The sequence below is a fragment of the Protofrankia sp. CiP1_Cm_nod1 genome (assembly GCF_920888515.1).
Classification (GTDB): domain Bacteria; phylum Actinomycetota; class Actinomycetes; order Frankiales; family Frankiaceae; genus Protofrankia.
The window spans coordinates 1-21,926 of record NZ_CAKKTM010000004.1 but is presented as its reverse complement, the minus strand read 5'-3'; the positions used below and the strand labels follow the sequence as shown (position 1 = coordinate 21,926).

Annotated in this window: 19 protein-coding genes and 1 pseudogene; 10 read left to right on the top strand and 10 right to left on the bottom strand. The window is 70.8% G+C overall.

The window, feature by feature from the left end; all coding sequences use genetic code 11:
* Together NBX02_RS00400 and NBX02_RS00395 are read left to right on the top strand one after the other, a co-directional pair.
* On the top strand, positions 1–506 hold a 506-nt coding region (locus NBX02_RS00400; RefSeq protein ID WP_250289485.1), incomplete at its 5' end, for a SidA/IucD/PvdA family monooxygenase.
* A gap of 233 nt (positions 507–739) precedes the next feature.
* Positions 740–2,611, top strand: a complete 1,872-nt coding sequence (locus NBX02_RS00395; RefSeq protein WP_250289482.1) for an ABC transporter ATP-binding protein — start codon at positions 740–742, stop codon at positions 2,609–2,611.
* Positions 2,612–2,639: 28 nt separating this feature from the next.
* Here NBX02_RS00395 and NBX02_RS00390 read toward each other — a convergent pair whose 3' ends face one another.
* Complete coding sequence (locus NBX02_RS00390; RefSeq protein ID WP_250289480.1) at positions 2,640–2,960, bottom strand: hypothetical protein; 321 nt, start codon at positions 2,958–2,960, stop codon at positions 2,640–2,642.
* Positions 2,961–3,152: 192 nt separating this feature from the next.
* Between NBX02_RS00390 and NBX02_RS00385 the strand changes: the two genes are divergently transcribed.
* Together NBX02_RS00385 and NBX02_RS00380 are read left to right on the top strand one after the other, a co-directional pair.
* Positions 3,153–5,147 (top strand): ABC transporter ATP-binding protein, encoded by a 1,995-nt coding sequence (locus NBX02_RS00385; RefSeq protein ID WP_250289477.1) that lies wholly within the window; start codon positions 3,153–3,155, stop codon positions 5,145–5,147.
* A 135-nt stretch (positions 5,148–5,282) separates the two neighbouring features.
* The gene (locus NBX02_RS00380; RefSeq protein ID WP_250283856.1) at positions 5,283–6,116 is read left to right on the top strand and encodes a hypothetical protein; all 834 of its coding nucleotides are present in this window, start codon (positions 5,283–5,285) and stop codon (positions 6,114–6,116) included.
* A 189-nt stretch (positions 6,117–6,305) separates the two neighbouring features.
* Here NBX02_RS00380 and NBX02_RS00375 read toward each other — a convergent pair whose 3' ends face one another.
* From NBX02_RS00375 to NBX02_RS00345, 7 genes and pseudogenes are all read right to left on the bottom strand, one after another.
* Positions 6,306–6,527: an MbtH family protein gene (locus NBX02_RS00375; protein WP_250289475.1), complete on the bottom strand. Its 222-nt coding sequence runs from the start codon at positions 6,525–6,527 to the stop codon at positions 6,306–6,308.
* 274 nt (positions 6,528–6,801) lie between these two features.
* Positions 6,802–7,212 (bottom strand): hypothetical protein, encoded by a 411-nt coding sequence (locus NBX02_RS00370; RefSeq protein WP_250285496.1) that lies wholly within the window; start codon positions 7,210–7,212, stop codon positions 6,802–6,804.
* 269 nt (positions 7,213–7,481) lie between these two features.
* Positions 7,482–8,174: pseudogene (locus NBX02_RS22805) on the bottom strand (phosphopantetheine-binding protein); the annotation flags it as partial.
* A 287-nt stretch (positions 8,175–8,461) separates the two neighbouring features.
* Positions 8,462–8,593 (bottom strand): DLW-39 family protein, encoded by a 132-nt coding sequence (locus NBX02_RS00360; RefSeq protein ID WP_250285497.1) that lies wholly within the window; start codon positions 8,591–8,593, stop codon positions 8,462–8,464.
* Positions 8,594–8,726: 133 nt separating this feature from the next.
* A complete protein-coding gene (locus NBX02_RS00355; protein ID WP_250285498.1) occupies positions 8,727–9,269 on the bottom strand; it encodes a YbhB/YbcL family Raf kinase inhibitor-like protein in 543 nt (180 codons plus the stop codon).
* Positions 9,270–9,931: 662 nt separating this feature from the next.
* Positions 9,932–10,660 carry a VTT domain-containing protein gene (locus tag NBX02_RS00350; RefSeq protein WP_250285499.1) on the bottom strand — a complete coding sequence of 243 codons (729 nt, stop codon included), beginning with the start codon at positions 10,658–10,660 and terminating at the stop codon, positions 9,932–9,934.
* A 254-nt stretch (positions 10,661–10,914) separates the two neighbouring features.
* The gene (locus tag NBX02_RS00345) at positions 10,915–11,085 is read right to left on the bottom strand and encodes a hypothetical protein (RefSeq protein WP_250289473.1); all 171 of its coding nucleotides are present in this window, start codon (positions 11,083–11,085) and stop codon (positions 10,915–10,917) included.
* A gap of 169 nt (positions 11,086–11,254) precedes the next feature.
* Here NBX02_RS00345 and NBX02_RS00340 point away from each other — a divergent pair, with 169 nt between their 5' ends.
* From NBX02_RS00340 to NBX02_RS00325, 4 genes are all read left to right on the top strand, one after another.
* Complete coding sequence (locus NBX02_RS00340) at positions 11,255–11,719, top strand: nitroreductase family deazaflavin-dependent oxidoreductase (protein ID WP_250285500.1); 465 nt, start codon at positions 11,255–11,257, stop codon at positions 11,717–11,719.
* Complete coding sequence (locus NBX02_RS00335; RefSeq protein WP_250289472.1) at positions 11,716–12,444, top strand: TetR/AcrR family transcriptional regulator; 729 nt, start codon at positions 11,716–11,718, stop codon at positions 12,442–12,444. Before NBX02_RS00340 ends, NBX02_RS00335 begins: the two co-directional genes overlap by 4 nt.
* A gap of 191 nt (positions 12,445–12,635) precedes the next feature.
* Positions 12,636–14,192 carry a dihydrolipoyl dehydrogenase family protein gene (locus NBX02_RS00330; RefSeq protein WP_250285502.1) on the top strand — a complete coding sequence of 519 codons (1,557 nt, stop codon included), beginning with the start codon at positions 12,636–12,638 and terminating at the stop codon, positions 14,190–14,192.
* Between the two features lie 229 nt (positions 14,193–14,421).
* On the top strand, positions 14,422–16,188 hold the full coding sequence (locus tag NBX02_RS00325) for a DUF4407 domain-containing protein (RefSeq protein ID WP_250285503.1): 1,767 nt from the start codon (positions 14,422–14,424) through the stop codon (positions 16,186–16,188).
* Positions 16,189–16,201: 13 nt separating this feature from the next.
* Here the strand turns inward: NBX02_RS00325 and NBX02_RS00320 are convergent, their stop codons facing one another.
* Positions 16,202–17,779 carry a TIR domain-containing protein gene (locus NBX02_RS00320; protein ID WP_250285504.1) on the bottom strand — a complete coding sequence of 526 codons (1,578 nt, stop codon included), beginning with the start codon at positions 17,777–17,779 and terminating at the stop codon, positions 16,202–16,204.
* 149 nt (positions 17,780–17,928) lie between these two features.
* Between NBX02_RS00320 and NBX02_RS00315 the strand changes: the two genes are divergently transcribed.
* Both NBX02_RS00315 and NBX02_RS00310 read left to right on the top strand, forming a co-directional pair.
* Positions 17,929–18,432, top strand: coding sequence for an NUDIX domain-containing protein (locus NBX02_RS00315; protein WP_250285505.1), 504 nt, complete (start codon positions 17,929–17,931; stop codon positions 18,430–18,432).
* 438 nt (positions 18,433–18,870) lie between these two features.
* Positions 18,871–20,154, top strand: coding sequence for a cation diffusion facilitator family transporter (locus tag NBX02_RS00310; protein ID WP_445548174.1), 1,284 nt, complete (start codon positions 18,871–18,873; stop codon positions 20,152–20,154).
* A gap of 402 nt (positions 20,155–20,556) precedes the next feature.
* Here NBX02_RS00310 and NBX02_RS00305 read toward each other — a convergent pair.
* Positions 20,557–21,926: pyruvate, phosphate dikinase (locus NBX02_RS00305; protein WP_250289470.1), on the bottom strand; the 1,370-nt coding region annotated here is incomplete at its 5' end.

The window sequence follows — 21,926 nt, the reverse complement described above, 5'->3', positions numbered from 1 at the left end:
TCGACGAGCTGTACCGCCGCGTCTACCAGGAGAAGGTGCGTGGCGTCGAACGGCTGCGCATGGTGCGGGCGTCCCGGCTCACCGGCCTGGAGGACGTTCCGGACGGTGTCCGGGCGACCGTCGAGTTCCTTCCGACCGGCCAGCGGCAGACCCTCGACGCGGACGTGGTGGTGCTGGCCACCGGCTACCGCTCCCGCGACCCGTGGCGGCTGCTCGGCGGCATGGCGGCGGTGTGCAACGTCGACGACGCCGGCCGTCTGGAGGTTCGACGTGACTACCGTGTGGTTACCGCGGCGGGGAGCACGGCCGGCATCTACATCCCAGGTGCCACCGAGTACGCGCACGGCATCTCCTCGACGCTGCTGTCGAACATCGCCGTCCGGGCCGGGGAGCTCCTGCGCTCCGCCCTCGGCCATGCCGACGGCACGGCGGCCGCGGGCGAGGTGGCTGCGGGCGAGGTGGCCGCGGACGCCCCGGCGCTGGCGCTGGCGCTGGCGCTGGGCTGACCATCCGGCACGACCGCATCGACCCGTCGACCAGGCACCGGCTGTGCCGGCCGCGTCCCGCGGCGGCCAGTGGCGAACACATCGACGGATCAGTACCTCGGATGCCTTCGGCATTACCCCAAATGGGAGTAAGCCAGGTGGCTTACGAATCAGGCGAGCCGTCCGATCACGGCCGATAGATGATCGGTTGTAGCCGTGGGACGACGACAAGCAACGGACCGGAGGACAGAAGGGTGCGTACTGGCGGGCCGTCAGGGCGGGACGTCCTCACCAGCTCGGTCATCGGCCAGCGACGCCAGATCGCCGTGGGCGCGGTGATGGTCGCGGGGCATCAGGTCGGTGAGGCCCTGGTCCCGGTCCTGATCGGGATCATCATCGACCGGGCCGTGTCGACCGGGGCCACCGGCGATCTCCTTCGCTGGCTCGCCGTCCTCGCGGTCACGTTCGCCGGCCTTTCGTTCTGCTACCGCTTCGGCGCGCGATTCGGGGAACGCGCCGCCGAACGCTCCGCGCACAACCTGCGCATCCAGCTCACCCGCCGTGTCCTGGACCCGCGGGCGGGCGCGGAAACCGGTCGCCTGTCCGGGGCGCTGGTGAGCATCGCCACGGGAGACGCCCAGCGGGTCGGCATCGTGAACGCGGCGCTGCCCGCGTCGATCGCGGCCGTCACCGGCCTGCTGGTCGGCGCGGTCGCGCTGCTCACGGTCTCCGTCCCGCTCGGCCTGCTGGTGCTGTTCGGCGCACCCTTCCTGCTGTGGGGGACGCACCTGCTCGGCCGGCCCCTGGAACGCCGCAGCGACACCGAGCAGGAACGCGCCGCGCACGCCTCGGGTGTCGCCGCCGACCTCGTCGCCGGGCTGCGGGTGCTCAAGGGCATCGGCGCCGAGCCGGCCGCCATCGCCCGCTACCGGCGCACCAGCCAGGACTCCCTGACCGCGACCCTGCGGGCGGCCAGCGCGAAGGCCTGGCACGACGGCGGCGTCCTCGCGCTGACCGGGATCTTCATCGCGGTGGTCGCGCTGGTCGCGGGCCGGCTCGCGGCCGAGGATGACATCTCGGTCGGTGATCTGATCGCCGCGGTCGGGCTCGCCCAGTTCCTGCTCGGGCCGCTATCGATCTTCGCCTGGGTGAACGCGGAGTTCGCCCAGGGGCGGGCGTCCGCCGGCCGCATCGCCTCGGTGCTGGCGGCGTCCCCGGCGGTCGGGGCCGGGACGAGGAGTCTTCCCGAGCCGGTGCGGGGCCAGGTCCGCTTCCTGGACGTGACCTACGGGCCGCTGCGGGGCCTGACGTTCACCGCCGCCCCCGGCGAGCTGCTGGGAGTCGTCGCGGCCGATCCGGCGGCGGCCACCGCCGTCCTGCGCTGCCTGGGACGCGAAGCGGACCCGGACGGCGGCTCGGTCGAGCTCGACGGGGTGCCGCTGTCCGAGGTGTACCCGGCGGCGGTCCGGGCCGCGGTCCTGGTGGCCGCGCACGACGCGGAACTGTTCGAGGGAACCCTGATCGAGAACGTCGCGGCGCCCACGCCCGACGGTGAGCCGGCTGAAGATGGGCCCGCCGTGCGTCAGCCTGTCGGGCAACCTGTCGGGCAACCTGTTGGGCATGGCCTTACCGGGCATGGCCCCGGAAGCGGCCCGGCCACGGTCGTCGGCGGCGGCGCCAGGAGCCCGGTCGGCGTCGACGCTGGTGGCGCGGCGGAGGCCCGTACCGGGGGTGTGGTTGGACGGGCGCTGGCGGCGGCGGGTGCCGACGAGGTCGCGAGCACCCTCCCGGACGGTGTCGACGAAATACTCGCCGAACGTGGACGGTCACTGTCGGGTGGGCAGCGGCAACGTATCGCGCTTGCCCGCGCGCTCGCCGTCGACTCCCCCGTGCTGGCCGTGCACAACCCCACCACGGCGGTGGACGCGGTCACCGAGGCACGGATCGCGGCCGGTATACGCGACATCCGCCGCGGCCGGACCACCATTCTGATCACGACGAGCCCGGCCCTGCTCGCGGTGACCGACCGGGTGGTGGTCATCGACGGGGGCACGGTGACCGCCGAGGGCACCCATGGCGAACTCGTCCACGGCCACGCGGACTACCGAGCGACCGTGCTCACTTGACGGCCACCGTCCACCCGATGAGCACCGTCTACCCGACGAGTGCTGTCCCCACAGTGGTCACCGTCCCCATGGCGATCACTGTCTCTACGGTGAGCAGCTTCCATGTTGCGAACAGTGTCCATCCGGTGGTCACCGTCCCCGCCGCGAGCGCCAGCCCTACGGTGAGCAGCGTCCACGCTACGAACAGCGTCCATCTAGTGGTCACCGTCCCTATGGCGATCGCCGACCCTACGGTGAGCAGCGTTCGTGCTGCGAACGGTGTCCATTTGGCGGTCACCGTGCCTACGGCAGCCACTGCCCCTACGGCGAGCAGTGCCCATGTTGCGAACAGTGCCCGCCTGGCGGTCATCGTCCGCACGGTAGGCGCTGCCCACAGGACGAGCGCTGCTCACCCAGTGGGCACTGGTCACATGGCGGACGGTGTCCATATGGCGGACGGTGTCCATGTGATGACAATTGCCCGCACAAGGGTCGGGGCACGGGCCGAGTGGGTGGCCCTGAGTACTTGTCCTGACACGATGACCATGCGGGAGAAGCGACGATGACCAGCCCCGAGGCGTCCACGAACAGGCTTGAGGTGTCCGCAGCCAGGCCCGAGTCGTTCGTGCGGGCGGACGACGGCCGGGAGCTGCTACCCATCGCGACCAGCGTGCGTATCCGCGTCACGGTCGGCGAGCTGCTGCGCGAGCGGCGGGCGCTGACCATCACCGCGTTCGGTGTGCTGGCCCTGTCGACGGTGGCCGGCCTGTTCACCGCGCCCCTGCTCGGCCACATCGTCGACGTGGTGGCCGACGGCCGGCCAGCCGGCGCGATCACCACCCCGGTCGTGCTGCTCGTGGTCGTCGCGGCCGCGCAGGGCGTGCTGACCGCGGTCGGGGTCACCCTCGTCGCCCGGCTCGGCGAAGGGGTGCTGGCCGTCCTGCGCGAACGCTTCGTGGAGCGCGCGCTCACCCTGCCGCTGGAGCAGGTGGAACGGGCCGGCGCCGGCGATCTGACCTCACGCGTGACCAACGATGTCACGCGGATCACCGAGGCGGTCCGCGGGGCGCTGCCGGAGATGGCCCACGCCGCTCTGACCATCGCGTTCACCCTGGTGGGGCTCGCGGTCCTCGACTGGCGCTTCACGCTCGCGGCCCTGCTCGCCGCGCCTGTCCAGGTCCAGGCGGTCCGCTGGTACGCCGGGCGCAGCATCCCCCTCTACGCCGAGCAGCGCATCGCCGCCGGCGCCCAGCAGCAGCAGCTCCTCGACACCATCGGCGGCGCGGCCACCGTCCGGGCGTTCCGCCGCGACGACGAGCACATCGGCCGGGTCACCCGGCGCTCCCGGACCACCGTCGACCTGGCCCTGCGCGGAATCCATCTGATCACGCGGTTCTACGCCCGGCTGAACCTCGCCGAGTTCATCGGTCTCGCCGCCGTCCTCACGGCCGGGTTCCTGCTGGTACGCGACGGATCGGTGACGATCGGCACCGCGCCCGCGGCGGCCCTGTACTTCCACAACCTGTTCAACCCGATCAACGTGGCGCTGGCGCTCGTCGACGAGGCCCAGGCCGCGACGGCGAGCCTGGCCCGGATGGTGGGCGTCGCCGACATCCCGACGACGCCGGAACCGCACCGGCCCGCCCAGCCGGCCAACGTGCTGACCAGCATGTCGGATGCCGCGTCGGCCAACGCGTCGGGCACCGTGTCGTCCGCGGTCTCGGCCGCCACAGCAGTCACCACGCCGGTCAGGGGGCCAGTCGGCAGGCCGGTGACCGTGCCGGTCGCCGTGCCGGTGGACGCCTCGGTCAGGGCCGCCGGCGTCGGCCACGCCTACCGGCCCGGCCACGATGTGCTGCGTGACGTCGACCTCGACATCGAGCCGGGCGAACGGGTCGCGCTCGTCGGCGCCAGCGGCGCGGGCAAGACGACCCTGGCCAGGCTCATCGCGGGTATCCACCGCCCCACCAGCGGGTCGATCGCGCTCGGCGGCGTGGAGCTGGACGAGCTCGGCCCGGCCGCGGTCCGCCGGACAGTCGTCCTGATCTCCCAGGACATGCACGTCTTCGCCGGGCCGCTCGCCGACGACCTGCGCCTGGCCCGCCCGGACGCCAGCGACGACGAGCTGCTCGCGGCGCTCGACCGCGTCGGCGCGGCGGGGTGGGCGAAGGCGCTGCCCGAGGGGCTGGCCACCGTGGTGGGGGAGGGCGGGCACCGGCTGACCGTCACGCAGGCCCAGCAGCTCGCGCTCGCCCGCCTCGTCCTCACCGACCCGCCGGTGGCGATCCTCGACGAGGCCACCGCGGACGCCGGCAGCGCCGGTGCCAGCATCCTGGAGGCCGCCGCCGAGCAGGCGCTGGCGGGCCGGACCGGGCTGGTCGTCGCGCACCGCCTCACCCAGTCGGCCGGCGCGGACCTCGTCGTCGTCCTGGACGACGGGCGGATCGTCGAGACCGGCACGCACGACGAGCTCATCGCCGCCGGCGGGCGCTACGCGGCGCTGTGGGAGGTATGGTCCGACACCCGCGCGCCACAGGACGCTCCCGTCAACCAGTAGACCGCTGTCAACCAGTAGAGCACCTTCGTCCGGCTGCCCGCGGCCCGCGGGCTGTCCCGCTCACGCTGGGCTATGGCCACCGCCTTACTGCGCGACCCCCTATTCTGACAATACGTGTCGTAGCTAGCGCAAGGGGTGATCGTCCTGTCGATCCGCGCGACCCAGGTGATGGTCGAGCGGCGTAAGGGCACGGATATGGCTGGCGAGCGTCGTTTCTCCACGGGTGTAGGGTTGCTGGCCGCCGCAGGGCTGGTCGCGGTCGGGATCGCCGTCGGGCTGGTACTCGTCGGCGGCCGGGGCGGCTCCCCGACACCGACATCGGCGCCGGCGCCGGCCACGGCCACGGCCACGGGTACGGCCGGCGCGGTCCCGGTGCCCGGCGGGCCGGTGCGCCCGGATTCGGGCCTGCCCGTCCTGGACTTCTCCGACCTGGCCTGGCTGGACTTCCACGGCTTCGCTCTGCCGGTCTCACCGGCCGCGGGCCCGCGCAGCCTGGCCGACGACCGGGCGTCCGGGTTCGCCCACACCCCGCTGGGCGCCGCCCTCGCCGCGATCCACGTTGTCTTCCGTACGGACGCCGTTGTCGGCGCCTACATCTTCGAACCCACCATCGCCGAGCAGGCGACCGGCGCCGACCAGCCCGCCCTGCTGACACGGACCCGGATAGCCGCGACGCGATATGCCATTCCCGACCGGCTCACCGGACGGTTCTCCGACCCGATCTTCCGCTACGCCGGGGTCCGGTTCGATGTGGCCGCCCCCGACCGGGTCGTGCTGTATGTGGCCACGGACGCCGTGGATTCCACCGGCACCACCGGGTACGCCGCCATGCGCATCGAGCTGCGCTGGGAGCGGGGGGACTGGCGGATCGTGGTCCCACCCGGCGGCAACTGGGAGACGGTCATCACCCGGATCGCCTCCACCGCGGGCTTCCAACTGTTCCCCGGAGATAGGAGCCCCCGGAGATAAGAGCCCATGGCTCCTCCAGACCTCGACGGCACCCTTCCAGGCACTGGTAACTCGTTGGCCCTCGGCACCCCGTTGGGATCGCTGGTAGCCGTCACCGAGTTCGCCGGCGCCAAAGCCGGCACCGGCACCGGCACCGGCACCGGCACCGAAGCCGACGACGAAGCCGGCGCCGGCCGGGGCGGCGGTGGGTCAGTCGCGGGCGGCGGCTTCCATTGCCTCGATCAGGCTCTTGGGGCGCAGGTCCGTCCAGTGTGTCTCGATGTAGTCCAGGCACTCCTGGCGTGGGCCCGGGCCGTGCTCGACCGTCCAGCCGGCCGGGACGTCGATGAAGTCCGGCCACAGGCTGTACTGCCCCTCGGCGTTGACCAGGACGGTGTAGACGCCGTCGGGATCCTCGAACGGGTTGGTCATGGGTGTCCCCCTTCTCCGGTTCTGCTGTTCCACTGTTCCGTTGTTCTCCTGGGCCCGGTTCTCCCGACCGGTTCTCCCGGGACCCTGCCGAAACTCAGTTCTCGATCACAGTCAGTTCTCGATCACGGTCGACGGGAATCATCATGGGCCACGCCATTGTCCACAATATTGCCACGGCTTCTTTCAGGATTTTCCGATATCGCTCCTGGCCACCGCGGGTTTTGCCGGTGCCTGGTTTTCCCGGTGGCCGCCGGGCGCGCGGCAAGAATCGTGATCATGCGCGCTCCGGCCGTCCGGTGGCGTGGGTCACCAGCGCGTCCAGGGCCTGGAACCAGCTCTCGGCCAGCTCGCGGACGGCGTCCTCGGCCAGCACACCGGACGGCCAGGACCAGAACACGGCCAGCTCCGGCCCGCCCGGACGGTCCTCGGTCAGCGAGTTCACCACCAGGCAGTGCTCCTCCGGCATGTCCCCGTCGGCGTCGAGGTCCACCGCGTCCGGCTCGGCGGAGCAGGACCAGTCCGTCGCCTCCGGGACGCCGAACCTGCCCATGTAGTTGAACTCGATCCGCGGGGCGCCCAGCCGCGCCAGCTCCGGCCCCGTCCGCGGGTTGAGATGGCGCAGCAGCCCGTAACCGATCCCGCCGGACGGCAGGCCGGCCAGGTGCCCCCGGACGCGTCGAACCACACCGCCTGGATCATGACGCCGGCGTCCGGGTCCAGCCGGTCCCGGGCGGCCAGCGCCGCCGCGGAGATCGTCCTGGTCAGCGCGTCCCCGGTGAGGACACCGTCGGGTTCGCGGGTGCCAGGCGCCTCGGCGCCCGGGCCACCGCTGCCGGATTCGCTTGTGCCGGCCCCCTCGGCGCCAGACCCACCGCTGCCCGGCCCACCGCTGCCCGGCCCACCGCTGCCCGGCCCACCGCTGCCGTGCTCGCTCGCGTCGGGCTCGCTGACGCGGATGTCGACTCGTTCGACCAGTGTCGCGACGTCCAGCGTTCCGGGCGGTGGGACGGTGAACATCCAGTGGTCACCGCTCGGGCCGGAGGTACGGACGAGGCGGGCCCGCAGCATGTCGTGCCGGTCCACCAGCGCCCGCAGGATGGCCAGCAGGGTCGTCCGGTCCAGCTCGGCCGGCGTCTGCACCAGCGCCGACTGGTGGTAGCCGCTGACCGGGCCGCCCAGCTCACGCAGCGCGTGCATGATCGGGGTCAGCGGGACGGTTCCCGTCCCGTCGTCGCCGCCGGCCCGCTCCGACACCGGGGCGAGGGCGGTGGCCACCGTGGCCAGTGCGGCCACCGTGCAGTGGCGGAAGACCTGGCGCGGGGTGATCCGGAAACCGGCTGCGCGGGCCTGGCTGACCAGCTCCATCGCGACGATGCTGTCCCCGCCGAGGGTGAAGAAGTCGTCGTCGACGCCGAGTTCGGGGACGGCGAGCAGCGCGGCGAACGCGTCCCGCAGCGCCTGCTCCGTGGGGTTGCCGGGAGCCCGGCCGGAAACGGTGGCGGTGAAGTCGGGGGCCGGCAGCGCGTTGCGGTCCAGCTTCCCGTTGGGCAGCGTCGGCAGCTGGGGGAGCGGCACGAACGCCGCCGGCACCATGTAGTCGGGCAGCATACGGACAGCATGGTCACGCAACGTTGCCGCGTCCGGCGCCGACAACGCCGCGGGCCGTGGCTCACTGTCCGTTCCGGCCGTCCCCAGACCGGCCGTCCCCAGACCAGTTGCCTCCACTCCGGCCGTCCCCACTTCGGGCTGGTTCGCTTCGTTCGTTTCCGGGTCGGTCGCCGGGGGAACCGCCGGGGGATCGGTGACCACGTAGGCCATCAGTTGCCGGACGCCCTGAGATCGCGGTGGCAGGGCCGCACCGGGCCAGGACCGGTGCGGCTCCAGGGAACAGGGCAGAAGCTTCGGGCCAGGAGCTTCGGGCCAGGAGCTTCTGGTCAGCCCGCGTTGATGGCGGTGGTCGCCTCATGCCAGAGGTCGGCCTCGTCCCTGCCCCGCCGGCGACGGACAGCGGTCACCACCGCACCGGCACCGGCGACAACCGCGAGAACGGCGAACTTGCGCAGCATGTCCGTCAACCTACCCGCGTCCGGCCATCCTGCCCACCGGCCGGGCCGCTGGAAGCCCACCGCCCCGCTGTTGGAAGCCCGTGGCCCGCCCGCGACCGGCGGGCCGTCGGGGCCGGCGCCGGCGGCGTCGGGGTCAGCGCTGGTAGGTAGCCCGCAGCACGCCCCGGGCAAGGGTGTGGAACGCCAGGTTGAATCCCACGACCGCGGGCGCGGCGGAGCTGTCGACACCGAGCGAGGGGACGTCGACGGCGTGCACCGCGAACACGTAGCGGTGCGGACGGTCACCCGGAGGAGGTGCGGCACCCCCGAAGTCGAACGTCCCGTAGTCGTTGCGGACGTGGAAGGAACCGGCCGGCAGGCCGCTGAGATCGCCGCTTGCCGCCCCGTGGGGCAGTTCGGTCACGGTGGCCGGGATGTCGACGAGGACCCAGTGCCAGAAGCCGCTGCCGGTGGGGGCGTCCGGGTCGAAGGAGGTGACGACGAAGCCACACGTCTGCGCCGGAAACCCGGACCAGCGCAGGTGCGGCGAGGCGTTCGCGCCGTCGGCCGAGGTGTGCGCGAACTCCTTGGTGAGCGCGTCCCCGTCCGCGATGTCGTCGCTGGTAAGGGTGAACGACGGTACAACGGGCAGGACGTCGAACGGATCCGGGGGAGTACCGCGGTCGAGCAGGGACATCAGCCAACCTCACTTCCTGTAGCTCACCGACTGAATTTCTGTAATTCCTGTGGTTCCTATACTTCCTGTGACTGTCATGCTTCCCGGACGGGCCGGTACTGGAGATCGCCCGGGATCCGCCCCGGCCGCCTCGGGAAATACCGTCACCCGTCTACCACCCACCGGCCAAGGCCGGACACGCGGGGGATGAGCGGCGGTCTCCCCGCGCGGCATCCCAAAAAGAGACCAGGGCATATGCTGTCCCGTCCCGGCCATGACAGGCGACGGGCCACGCTGCGACTTTGGGCACCGGAGCAGTACGCACCGGCTTCCCAACGGGACGTTGGGAAGCTCCAGCCAGGTTTTTGGCACCAGGGTGGGACGCGGCGGACCCTGGACGGCTAAGGTAGAACACGTCCCGATGGGGCGACTACCGACTCCCCCCGTGTTGGTGGCCACCCATCGGGACCCTTTGGTTTTCAGACCGGTTGTTTCCGGCGCGGGCCCGACCCAACCGCGCGGGCCGCCACTCGGATCACGGCGACTTCCCCTGTCGAGGCCGATTCCATCGCCGATCATTCGTTCCCCGCGTTCCCCCGTGGGTTTCCGGCTGGCCCCGCCGGTCGGTTGGTCCGGCGGGGCTACCGATCAGCTGGCTCCGGTGAGCTGGGCGGGACCAGCGCTCAGTCGGTCCCGGCGGTCCGGCGGGACCGGGCGGAGTGCCGAGCCGCGCCCGGCGCGGCACCCGGCGCGGCGCCCGAGCCGGGACGTCCGCCCCGGCGCCGGGCTCGCAGCAGCTCGAACCCGATCGGGATCACCGACAGCAGCACGATCCCGATAAAAATCTTCTCGACGTTGTGCGCGACGAACTCGACCTTCCCGAGGAAGTATCCGATCACCGTCACACCGGTGCCCCACAGCAGCCCGCCGATGATGTTGAACGTGACGAACAGCCGGTAGTTCATACCGCTGACCCCGGCGACGATCGGGGTGAACGTCCGCACGATGGGCACGAAGCGGGCGAGGATCACCGAACGGGGGCCGTACCGCTCGAAGAAGTCGTGGGCCTTCTCCACGTTCTCCTGCCGGAACAGCCTGGAATCCGGGCGCCGGAAGAGTGTGGGGCCGGCCTTGCGCCCGAACAGGAAGCCCGCCTGGTCGCCGGCAACCGCGGCAATGGAGATCAGCACGCAGGCCAGCCACAGCGGGGTCGACAGCCTGCCGTTGGAGACGAGCAGCCCCACCGTGAACAACAGCGAGTCACCGGGCAGGAAGAAACCGATCAGCAGCCCGGACTCCGCAAAGACGATCAGCAGGATGACGATCAGGCCCGCCTTGGCCAGATGCTCCGCATCCAGGAAGCTCGGGCCGAGCGCGAGAGTCGTCGAAGCAAGCGTGGACGCGGTCAACACGGCGATGGGCCTCCGGAAGCGGCTCGGGATACCAGGCGGCTGGCGGCCGATTCGGTTCCCGCCTCGACCGGGCACTCCTCGAAGATGACAACGGACCAGCACCGACCAGGCCAGCCCGACCGGCGAAGAGCGACGCGGCCACGACCGTCCGCGCTGCTGACCGCCCGCCAGCCCACCGGATCAGAGCTTGGCTGCCCGGACAGCGTATCCAGTGGGACCACAGGAGGTACCCGCGGCCCCGCTGTGACGTCTCCTCACGCGATGCGGACATTCGCATCAGCCGCACCCGGCACCTCCACGCCCGGCCCGGTCGGGATCAGCATCCGCGCCGGGCCGGGGCCGGTGCCTATCACATCCGTCACATCCGTCACATCAGTCATATCCGTCACAGCCGTCACAGCCGTCACAGCCGTCACAGCCGTCACAGCCGTCACAGCCCGCCCCGACACGGCGGCGTCGCCGGTCGGCCCGGCCGGACGGGCGCAGCCGCATGACGGGCCGAACCCGCGCTAGAATCGGCTAACACTGTTAGCTACACCTGTGGTCGACGATGTTGGCCTTAGGTGACATCACTACGCCCGAAGGGGGTCTACCATGGCCGACACGTCCAAGATCTATTATCGCGAGCCCGGCCGGTTCACCCGGCATGTCGTCAACAACCTGATCGCGGGCTTCACCCGAGCCGGTATCAGCATCTGGGGCAGCCGCGTCCTGGAGGTGCGGGGACGCAGCAGCGGGCAGCCCCGCCGGGTCCCGGTCAACCTGCTCGACCATGAGGGCAGGCAGTACCTGGTCGCGCCGCGGGGCGAGACCCAGTGGGTACGCAACCTGCGCGCCGCCGACGGCAGCCTCGACCTCCTGCTCGGGCGCCGCCGGGAGCACCGGACCGCCCATGAGCTCGCGGACGCGGACAAAGCGCCGGTCCTGCGTGCCTATCTCCGCCGCTGGAAGGCCGAGGTGGGGGTGTTCTTCGACGGTGTCAGCGCGGATTCGACCGATGAGGATGTCGCCCGCATCGCGCCGAGGCATCCGGTGTTCATCCTCGACCCGCTCGCATGACGCAGTCCGTTCTCTCCCCAGGCGCTGGTCCCTCCTCAAGTGCTGGCCTCTCCTCAAGTGCCCCGCCGCGGCCGCGTGCGCTCAGCCCCCGCGCCACGGAGATCATCAGCGCGGGCAGGCGGCTGCTCGAGGCGGAAGGAGCCGGCGCCCTGACCATGCGCCGGCTGGGCGCCGAGCTCGGCATCCAGGCGCCCTCCCTCTACAAGCACCTACCGGGCAAGCACGCCGTCGAACTGGCCCTGGTCGACGAGGCACTGGCCGAGATCGGCCAGGCCCTGCACCAGGCGGTGTGCCACCCCGGGCCGGCGGGCGGCATCGCGGGCACCCTGGCCGCCTACCGTGAGTACGCGCTCGCCCACCCGAATCTGTACCGTCTGGCCACCAGCTCCCGCCTGCCCCGTGGCTCGACAACACCCGGCCTGGAGGAATGGTCCGGTGAACCGTTCTTCCTGGCGACCGGCGACCCGCAGGTCGCGCAGGCCATGTTCGCCTTCGCCCACGGCATGGTCATCCTCGAGCTGGACCAGCGCTTCCCCGGCAACAGCGACCTGCAACGGACCTGGGAGGCGGGCGCGGACGCCTTCACGTCCGCATCGGCGTCCGCGCGCGGGTCACGACCCGCCACCCGCGCCGCCGCGCACTCCCCCGGGCCTGCGCCCGGACCCATGCCCGAACTCGAGACCCCGCTGATACTCGAGACCCCGCTGATACTCGAGACCCGCTGACGGGGACCGGCGGAGGCCCGCCCCGCCCGCATCCCCTCGGAGCACCCTGAGGAGCTGGGCCGCCAGAACTTCCAGGACCGGGTTCCGGAGGCGCGTCCGAGCGTGAAAAAATGTGATCGCGCTACCTCCGGCCGTCCAGCGGGTACCCCTGGTCTACCGGGCAGCAGCCCGCGGGCGCACAGGGGGCCGACATGCACGGGACTGACGCGCACTGGACCGACGTGCACGAGACCGACGTGATCGTGATCGGCGCCGGCCCGGCGGGGGAGAACGCCGCGGGCCGATGCGCGGACAACGGGCTCACCGTCTCGATCGTGGAGCGCGAGCTGGTCGGCGGGGAATGCTCGTACTGGGGTTGTATCCCGAGCAAGACGCTGCTGCGCCCGGGCGATGTGCTCGCCGCGGCCAGGCGTGTTCCCGGCGCGTCCCAGGCGGTCACCGGCACCGTCGACGCCGCCGCGGCCTTTGCGTGGCGTGACTACATGACCGCTGACTGGAATGACAGCGGCCAGGTGCCCTGGCTGGACAGCAAGAAGATCACACTGTTCCGCGGGGCCGGCCGGCTGGCCGGGGCCCGGACGGTCGAGGTCACCGGCAACGACGGGGCCAGGCGGCTGACCGCGAGACGGGCCGTGGTCCTCGCGACCGGGACGGTCGCGGTCATCCCGCCGGTCGACGGCCTGCGCGACGCGCGCCCGTGGAACAACCGGAGCGCCACCGCCGCGACCCACGTGCCGCGCCGGCTGCTGGTGGTCGGTGGCGGCGCGACCGGGGTGGAGATGGCGCAGGCGTTCCATCGCCTCGGGTGTTCACGGGTGACCATCGTCGAGGCCGGTGAGCGGCTGCTCGCGCGGGAGGAAGCGTTCGCCGGGGAGGAACTGCGCGCGGCTTTCCAGGCCGCGGGCATAGAAGTGATCACCGGTGTGCCGCTGGCGTCCGCACGCAGGCGGGACGGCGGCTCGACGGTGGTGGCGACGCTGGCCGACGGCGCCCGGATCGGCGCCGAGGAGATTCTCGTCGCCGTCGGTCGCCGACCGGCAACCGCGGATCTGGGCCTGGACGCGGTCGGGCTGCCCGCCGGCCGGTTCGTCGACGTCGACGGGTGGATGCGGGCCACCGGGGTGGACGGGGGCTGGCTCTACGCCGTCGGCGACTGCAACGGCCGGACGTTGCTGACGCACATGGGCAAGTACCAGGGCAGGCTCGCCGCCGACGTCATCCTCGGCCGCGACGTCCCGGCCGCCACGGACGTGGTACCGCGGGTGATCTTCACCGATCCCCAGGTCTGCGCGGTGGGCCTGACCGAACGGCAGGCCCGGGACGCCGGCCTGCCGATACGGACCGTCACCTACAGCACAGACGACGTGGCCGGCTCCCAGGTACGCGGCCGCGCCAACATCGCACCCACCGGAACCAACGGGACCAACGGGACCGGCGAGAGCGGCAGGGCCGGCAGGACCGCCGGAGCCGCCGGAGCCGCCGCGTCCGCCGCGTCCGCCGCGTCCGGTGGGGCCAGCAGGGCCGCCGTGACCCGTGTGACCACCAGGACCAGCAAACTGGTCATCGATTCCGAACGATCGGTGGTCGTCGGAGCGACGTTCATCGGCCCGGACGTCCAGGAGCTGCTGCACGCCGCGACCGTCGCCATCGTCGGCGAGGTACCCCTGAACCGCCTGTGGCACGCGGTCCCCTCATTCCCCACCGTCAGCGAAATCTGGCTCCGCCTCCTCGAGATATACGGCCTGTAGCCCGGCATCCGCCCGTCGCCCATCGAATCGATCCGGCGGACCGCGGCATCCCGATGAACATCCCGGGCGAATCCGACGAGTCCGTGAACACGGTATAAAGTCTTCTTTCCGGGAGACTTCGTCCCCGGTCATGGAGCACGACGGGGGAGCTCTGGATGAAGGTCCGGTCCGGCGGTCGCGGAACGCGCGCGAGCCGTCGGGAACGCTCGGCCTCTCGGCCGGTCGGCCGATGAAAGCCATACTCGCCCTCGTCGGGATCGACCCGGCGCACGCCACCGTGTTCGTCGACCGGGCCCGGTACACCTGCGCCGCCCTGTTCATGGCGCTCTACTACGTCTATGCGACGGCCGGCTGCACGTTCTTCCTGATGATCGCAACCGGAGGTGGGCTCTTCCCGGGGGTGATCGTCGGCCTGCTGTTCGCGGCGGCCGTGGTGGTCTATGACAGGTTCCTGTTGTCCCAGGTAAGCATCAACTTCTCCGATCTCTACAAGGATGACGCGCAGCTTCCCGGTCTCTACAAGAAGAACGCGCAACCGCGCGACTGGTCGAAGAGGCGCAGCTATGCGGTCAGAATCGTGATAACCCTGCTCATTGCGATCGTCGTGACCGACCCATTGGTCCTGAAGATGTTCGACGCTGAGATCACGGCAGAACTCGGCCGGCGGCACGCCGACCGGACGGGTGTACTCAACGCCGCGGTCGAGAAAAACAGAGTGGATCGTCTCACCGCACTCGACGATGAGATCGCGAGTGACCAGAAGCAGCTCGAGGCCGCCAATAAGGCCGTCGAGGAGGCACTCGCCGCGGTCACGAACGAGCGCGAGGGCCGGGGAGCCACCGGCCGGACCGGGAACGGCCCCGTGTTCACTCTTCTCAACAGCAACTACACAAACGCGGTCATCCGGCAGAATGAGGCCGCGAACACCCTTGCCAGCGTACTGTCGGACAAACCGGAGAAAATTGGGCAGATCAACGGTGAAGCTACCCGGCAGGCAGCCGAGAACAGCAGTCGGCCACCGCCACCCGCAGGTGTTCTCGACCACCAGGATGCATTGCTGACCGTGCTTCGCCACAATCTGCATGCATTTCTGGTCTGCATATTGATCTCTCTGCTGCTCGTAGCTCTCGATCTCGCGGTGCTGTTCATCAAAATGGCCGGCCACAACAGCGCCTACGAAATCTCCGTCGCCGCCGCGAGCCGTTCTCGGCTGCGTGTCATGCTCGCCTCGTCCAAGGCCGACGAGGAGGTTGCCCTCATGGAGGTCCGGCTACGGGCCGAACAGGCGAAACGGGATCTGCGCCATCACTACGGAACAATCGGGGCAAACATGGCCGGAGGGGAGCTGAAAGGAACGGTATACACCTCCGAAAACATCTCGCCGGGGCTGGGCGACCTGCTCGAGTCACTCTCCCGCCCCATGGCCGCCGCGGTGGGAGGACAGGGCACGCGGATTACTTACGACGGGCCGATAATGTTCGGCTCCTGGGAGAAGACGTTCTACTTCGCACCGCCCGCGGGAAACACCTTCGAGGAGGTCAGGGGCCGGGCCCGGAGCGTTCTCGACGCGATCGCGGCCAACCTCACGGCGGGGACGACAGCCATGCCCATGGAGGACATCGATGCCACGGCCTTCCGGACCTTCTTCACCGCCACCCGTGACCTGGGGTCGATCTCGCTCGTGATCGGCCCGCTGGTCACGGCCCGGGTCGGGGACGAGCTTCGGGGCACGATCCTCAGCGCCGAGGAACTGCTGGACGCCGACAACGCCTATCCCCCACGTGAGGCAGCGACAATAGTCGCCCGGATACGAGAGCGGGATCCGGCCCGGGATCCGGGCCGGGACCTGTCGGAATGGATGCGGGCGGCCCGCTCGGCTGCCGACGGGCGCTCGGACACGCGGCGGACGGCACGCCCGCCCTCCGACTTTCTCCCTGATATTCCAGAAATTCCCGCCCCGCGGGACGATGAAGGGGAAGACGACGAATGGCCATGACGGGCGGCCCGGATCACTGTTCACGCCACTTCTGAAGCAGGCCGGCAGCCGTCCGCGTCCACGGATGGTCATGGCCGAGAACTTCCTGGCAGCGCGCAAGCGTCTTCTCGGCAGCCATCCGGGCCGGTATACGATCGTCGAGGGCGTACAGATCCATCGCCGTGTTGATGGCAGATACGAGCGTGTCAGGATGACGGTCGCCGAGAAGCAGGCGCCGACGCTCCCAGACATATTCGTTCAGCCGTAACGACTCCCGATGATTGTCGAGCAGATAATGGCATCCGGCAAGGTTCGCCGCGCTGGAAAGAGTGTCCGGGCGGTCATCACCGAGAACCCGCCGCCGGCGTTCCCAGGTGTCCAGAGCCAACGTGTACGCCTCGTCGAGACGGCCCAGAGCACGCAGATCCATGACAAGACTGTTGGCCGACGCCAGGATGTCGGGATGATCGGTCGAAAGAATCCGTTGCCGACGGCTCGAGATATCCTTGTCCAGCTCGTAGGCCTTTTGATGATAATCCTTCTTCAGGACGAAGAGAGCACGGGCCAGGTGATGGCCCGCAGCCAGGGTGTCGAGGTGGTCGGGGCCGAGTACCGGTAGCCAGCGGCTGCGGGCCCGGTCAGCGAGGTCATGGCTCTCGCCGTACCGCCCCCGTGCGTAGTGGTAGCGGCAGACATCGAGAAGAAGAGCACGGAATTCGGCCGGTTCGCCGGTCGCCGCGGCAAACCGGCCGGCAACGGCCAGGACGTGGGATGCCATGCGAGAGACCAGGGACTCGTATGCGGGCCAGTTGGCCGGCTCACCGGGATCGCCACGACTCTCGGTTCCCAGCCGGCGGAGCTCGTCGACGCCCGGACCGCTGCCAGGAGCCGCGTATGGCTCCGTCCACGCCTGGTCGGGACAGGTGGCCGGTTTCGCGGACAGCACGCCCGGAAACGTCGAAGAGATATCATTTCCGGTCATGCCCCCAGCCCCGGCCAGGGCGATATCCGCGCTGTTCGACAGCACCAGCCCGAGCCCCGGAGCTTCCTTCTCGTCCATGCGGGATACCCGCTCCGGGAGCGGTATCGGGCCGGTCGGTCTCATACGGCCTGCCGTAGCCTGTTTCCGGATCGGTAATGTGGGCGGGCTGTCCGGTCTTCTTCGCCCGGCCAGTGCGTCCCGTAGCCCGTCGAGCAGCCGGGTCCGTGCCTCCCGTTCATCAGCCGGTCCCGACAGATCCGTCAGGTCGATCCGCCCACGTGTCCCCAAAATCCCGAGGCTGCCCGGACCACAGGTTTCGATCATGATCGGGAGCAGTCGCCGAGCATCCCCTTTCAGGTCCGATTCCCGCATCACCTGCCACTGCGCGCCACCGTCGGCCGACTCGAGATAGGCCGGTGTCACCACCGCCAGCAGCCGGCTCGCTCTGCGCAGGCCCTCCTGTTCCAGAGCGGACCAGACAGTCCCCGGGACGGACTCCCATGCCTTGATCAGAATCCGGTACCCGGTCTCCTCCAACGTCCAGGCGATCCACTCCGCCCATTCATGATCCGCATCGGCATACGAGACGAAGAAGTCCCAGCCGCCCTCAGCGGCACCCCCGTCGGTCATGTGCCCAGCATCCCACCGACAACGGATGGGAAGTGTAGGTGGTTCCCGTCGTCATGACAGCGCTTTCCACCTACGGCTTCCGCATCTGTAGGTGGAAAGCGCTGTCATGGAAGCGGTTTCCACCTACGCCTTCCGCTAATCTGAAGCAGATGTCACTGTCACCAGCGGAGTTCTACGCGACGCTCCCGCGCTCGATCGCCGGGGCCAGCGCTCTTTTCCATGATCCCGATGACCGGGTCCTACTCGTCCAGCCGTCCTACCGCACCGACTCCTGGCTGCTGCCCGGCGGCCACATGGAGGAGGGAGAATATCCCTGGGAGACCGCGCGGCGAGAAATCAAGGAAGAGCTGGGGCTGGACCTGCGGCCTGGACGGCTGTTGGCGATCGACTGGGTACCGCCCCAGGCCGACGGACGGCCGGCGCTGGCCAACTTCGTCTTCGACGGCGGGCTGCTCACCGCCGACGACGCCGAACAGCACCTGCGTCTCCAGGCCGACGAGCTGACCGCGTGGCGGCTGTGCACCCCCTCGGAGCGTGACCAGCTCCTTGCGCCGTACATCGCCTGGCGTGTCCACGCCTGCGTCGACGCCCTGCGCACCGGCCAGACCGCCTACCTCCAGCACGGCCGGCCCCCAGCGGCCGCACCCGGCTGACCGGCCGCGCCCGGCTGCGCGACCGCACCTGCGCACCCGGGTGACCGGCCCGACAGGCGCCAGCCAGCCCACACCCCCACGGTGGCCGTCTCGCCTCATTTTGACCTCGACGGCCACCCACATCGTCCTGATTCGACGTTCCTGGACAGAGGCCGCGAGGCTGGCGGCAGCCCGGAGGAGCGAGGCTGCTGCCCTGCGGAACACCATTCCGTTGGGGATGGGATAAACCGTGGCCCCGTGAACGGGGCAGCGATGCTGTTCTCACCCCCGTTGCCCCGCCTTTTCCACGTCGTGGCTCCGCTCGCCGGCGCTGCCGTCCCCGCCGGTCGGCGACGTTGTCGCACCTGCGGGGACGGCCATCTACGGAGGATCTGTAGCCGCGTACGGCGGTGTGGTGCACCGTCGCCGCAATGATCCTTTCGTGGCAGCGTACGAGCTATGGCGCATGAGCGGTGTGTCCCGGACGCCGGTGGTCATCATCACCCCGACGGTGACCACCCTGACGATGCTCGCCCTGGCGGCCCTTGTTCTCACGACGCTCACCATTCACATGACGTCGGTGGTCACCGTCCACGTGACGATGGTGACGAGGGCGCGACGGTGCGCACACGTGACGTGCGTTGGCGGCAGCGGTTGGCTCACCGGCTGGTGCCGCACTCCCACGATTCGGCGAACCGGGTGGATTCGGAGGTGGAAACATCTGCCGAGGGGATCCGCGCGCTGTGGATATCGCTGGCCGTGCTCGGGGCGACCGCTGCTCTTCAGATGGTCATCGTCATGCTGTCCGGATCGGTGGCGCTGCTCGGGGACACCGTCCACAACGCGGCGGACGCGCTGACCACGCTGCCCATCGGTGTCGCGTTCGTCCTCGGCCGACGACCGCCTACCCGCCGCTACACCTACGGTTACGGCCGTGCCGAGGACCTGGCCGGCCTCGCCGTTCTCGCGACGATCGCCGCGTCCGCGGGCTTCACCGCCTACGAAGCCGTCGACCGGCTGCTGCATCCCCGTGTGGTCACCCATCTGCCGGCGGTAGCCGCGGCCGGGCTGGCCGGGTTCGCCGGCAACGAGCTGGTGGCTCGACACCGGATCCGCACTGGCCGGCGGATCGGGTCGGCGGCGCTGGTCGCGGACGGGCTGCACGCCCGCACCGACGGGTTCGCCTCGCTGGCCGTGCTGCTGGGCGCCGCCGGCGTGGCCGTGGGCTGGGACACCGCCGACCCGGTCATCGGCCTGGTCATCACCGCCACGATCCTCGCCGTGCTCCGTGACGCCACCGGCGAGGTCTACCGACGCCTGATGGACGCCGTCGACCCGGATCTGACCGACGCGGCCGAGGCCGCGCTGCGGGCCGTTCCGGGCGTCAGCGCCGTCGGCCGGCTCCGGCTGCGCTGGATCGGCCACCGGCTGCATGCCGAGGCCGACATCGTCGTCCCCGGGGAGCTCACCGTCGTCGACGCGCACGCGATCGCCATGGCCGCCGAGCACGCCCTCATCCACACCGTGCCGCGGCTGACCACCGCGACCGTCCATACCGACCACCCGGCAGCACACGAACCAGCGACGCATGACACGCGTGACGCTGACCACCGGTGTGCACCGTTCACCCGGTATGACGCTGCCGTGCCGCGGCTGACCACCGCGACCGTCCACACCGACCACCCGGCAGCACACGAACCAGCGGACACGGGATTCGACAGCGCACGGCTCGGCGACGTATGACCCGCACGACACGCGTGACGCTGACCACCGGTGTGCACCGTTTCGTCCGCCATGGCGTTCTCGCGCACCCCGCACCGGTGACACCAGCCGGTGAGACGCCCGCTCGAAGGACACTCATGGACGCCAGCCCACAAGTCACCGGCCCGTGAGTCGTCACCAGCCTGTGAGCCGCTTCCGGGACAGCCGGCGACAGGCGGTACGGCGAGAGTTGTCCACAGCCCACCGGTACACCCGCGGGGCCAGCGGGCCGACGGCAATGGTCAGCGTCGCATCGATGGACGCCGGCCACCGAAGAAGAAGATCGGCGCGAGTTCGTCGCTGTGTAGGCTGACGCGGCCGAAAAACGTACACGGCAACAAACTCGCGGCGATCATGACATGCGTGGGTGGCTGTGGACGGGATTCACCGGCCGCGGCCGCGTGCCGTGAGCAGATCCGGCAGGGAGGCGGCCGGATCGGCGCCCGGCTCGGCGCGGGCCCAGGCCAGCAGCCGTGTGAGGTCGGGCTCGTCGCCGGCCCCGGCCGGGGCAACGACAGGCAGCACGCCCTCGAGCACCTCCCCCGCGGCGGCGTCCACGGTCACCTCGGTGCCCGCCAGGCCCATCAGCGTCCCGGCGCCGCAGCCGACCACGCAGGGCACGCCGAGCTCGCGGCTGACCACCGCGGCGTGCGATGTCGCGCCGCCGAGCTCGGTGAGAACCGCCGCGACGGCCGACATCGCCGGCACGTCCTCGGGATCGGTGGTCGGGCGGGCCAGCACGACGGCCTCACCGGCGTCGGCGCGCTCCTGGGCCGCCTCGGTGTCGCAGACGACGACACCGCTGACGGCCCCGGGGCAGGCGGGCCGTCCCGAGGCCAGCACCCGCGCGGCCGCGCGCGCGTGCGGCTCGACGTGCGGGCGCAGCACGGCGGCGACCTGCTCGGGGGAGACCCGGTCCAGGGCCTCGCGCTCGCCGATGAGCCCCTCCCGCGCGAGCGCGACGGCCAGCCGCACGGCGGCGGCCGGTGAGCGTTTCGCGGCACGGGTCTGCAGCAGCCACAGGCGCCCGGACTCGACGGTGAACTCGATGTCCTGCACGTCACGGCACTCCCGCTCGAGCGTCGCCGCGAGCGCGACGAGCTCGGCGTGCACGACGGGCTGGGCGCGCGCCAGCTCGGTGAGGCGCAGCGGGTCGTGGGTGCCCGCGACCACGTCATCCCCCTGCCCCCGCGGCAGCCACTCCCCGAACGGCTCGGGATCCCCGGTGAGCGGGTCGCGGGTGAACAGCACGCCCGTCCCGGACGCGTCGTCGAGGTTGCCGAACACCATGGCCTGCACGGTCACCGCGGTGCCCGCGTCGCCGTCGAGCCCGCGCTCGCGCCGGTAGGCCAGGGCGCGGCGCGAGTCCCACGAGGCGAACACGGCGCTCACCGCGGCCTCGAGCTGCGCGGCCGGCGCGGCGGGCGGCGCGACGCCGACGACCGCCTCGAACTGGCGGCTGAAACGCCGGGAGGTGTCGGCCGCGAACCGGGCGTCGCCCGTCGACGCGGCCAGCGCCACCCGCACCCGCGGCGTCATCCCCAGGTTCAGGACGGTGTCCATCATTCCGGGCATCGACACGGCCGCGCCCGAGCGCACCGACACCAGCAGCGGCGCGGGCCCGCGGCCGAAGGTGCGGCCGGTGGCCTCTTCGAGATACGCGATCGCCGCCGGCAGCGCCGCGCGCACGTCGGCGGGCAGCCGGCCGCCGCCGGCGCGGTGGCGCGCGCACGCCTCGGTGGTCACGACGAAGG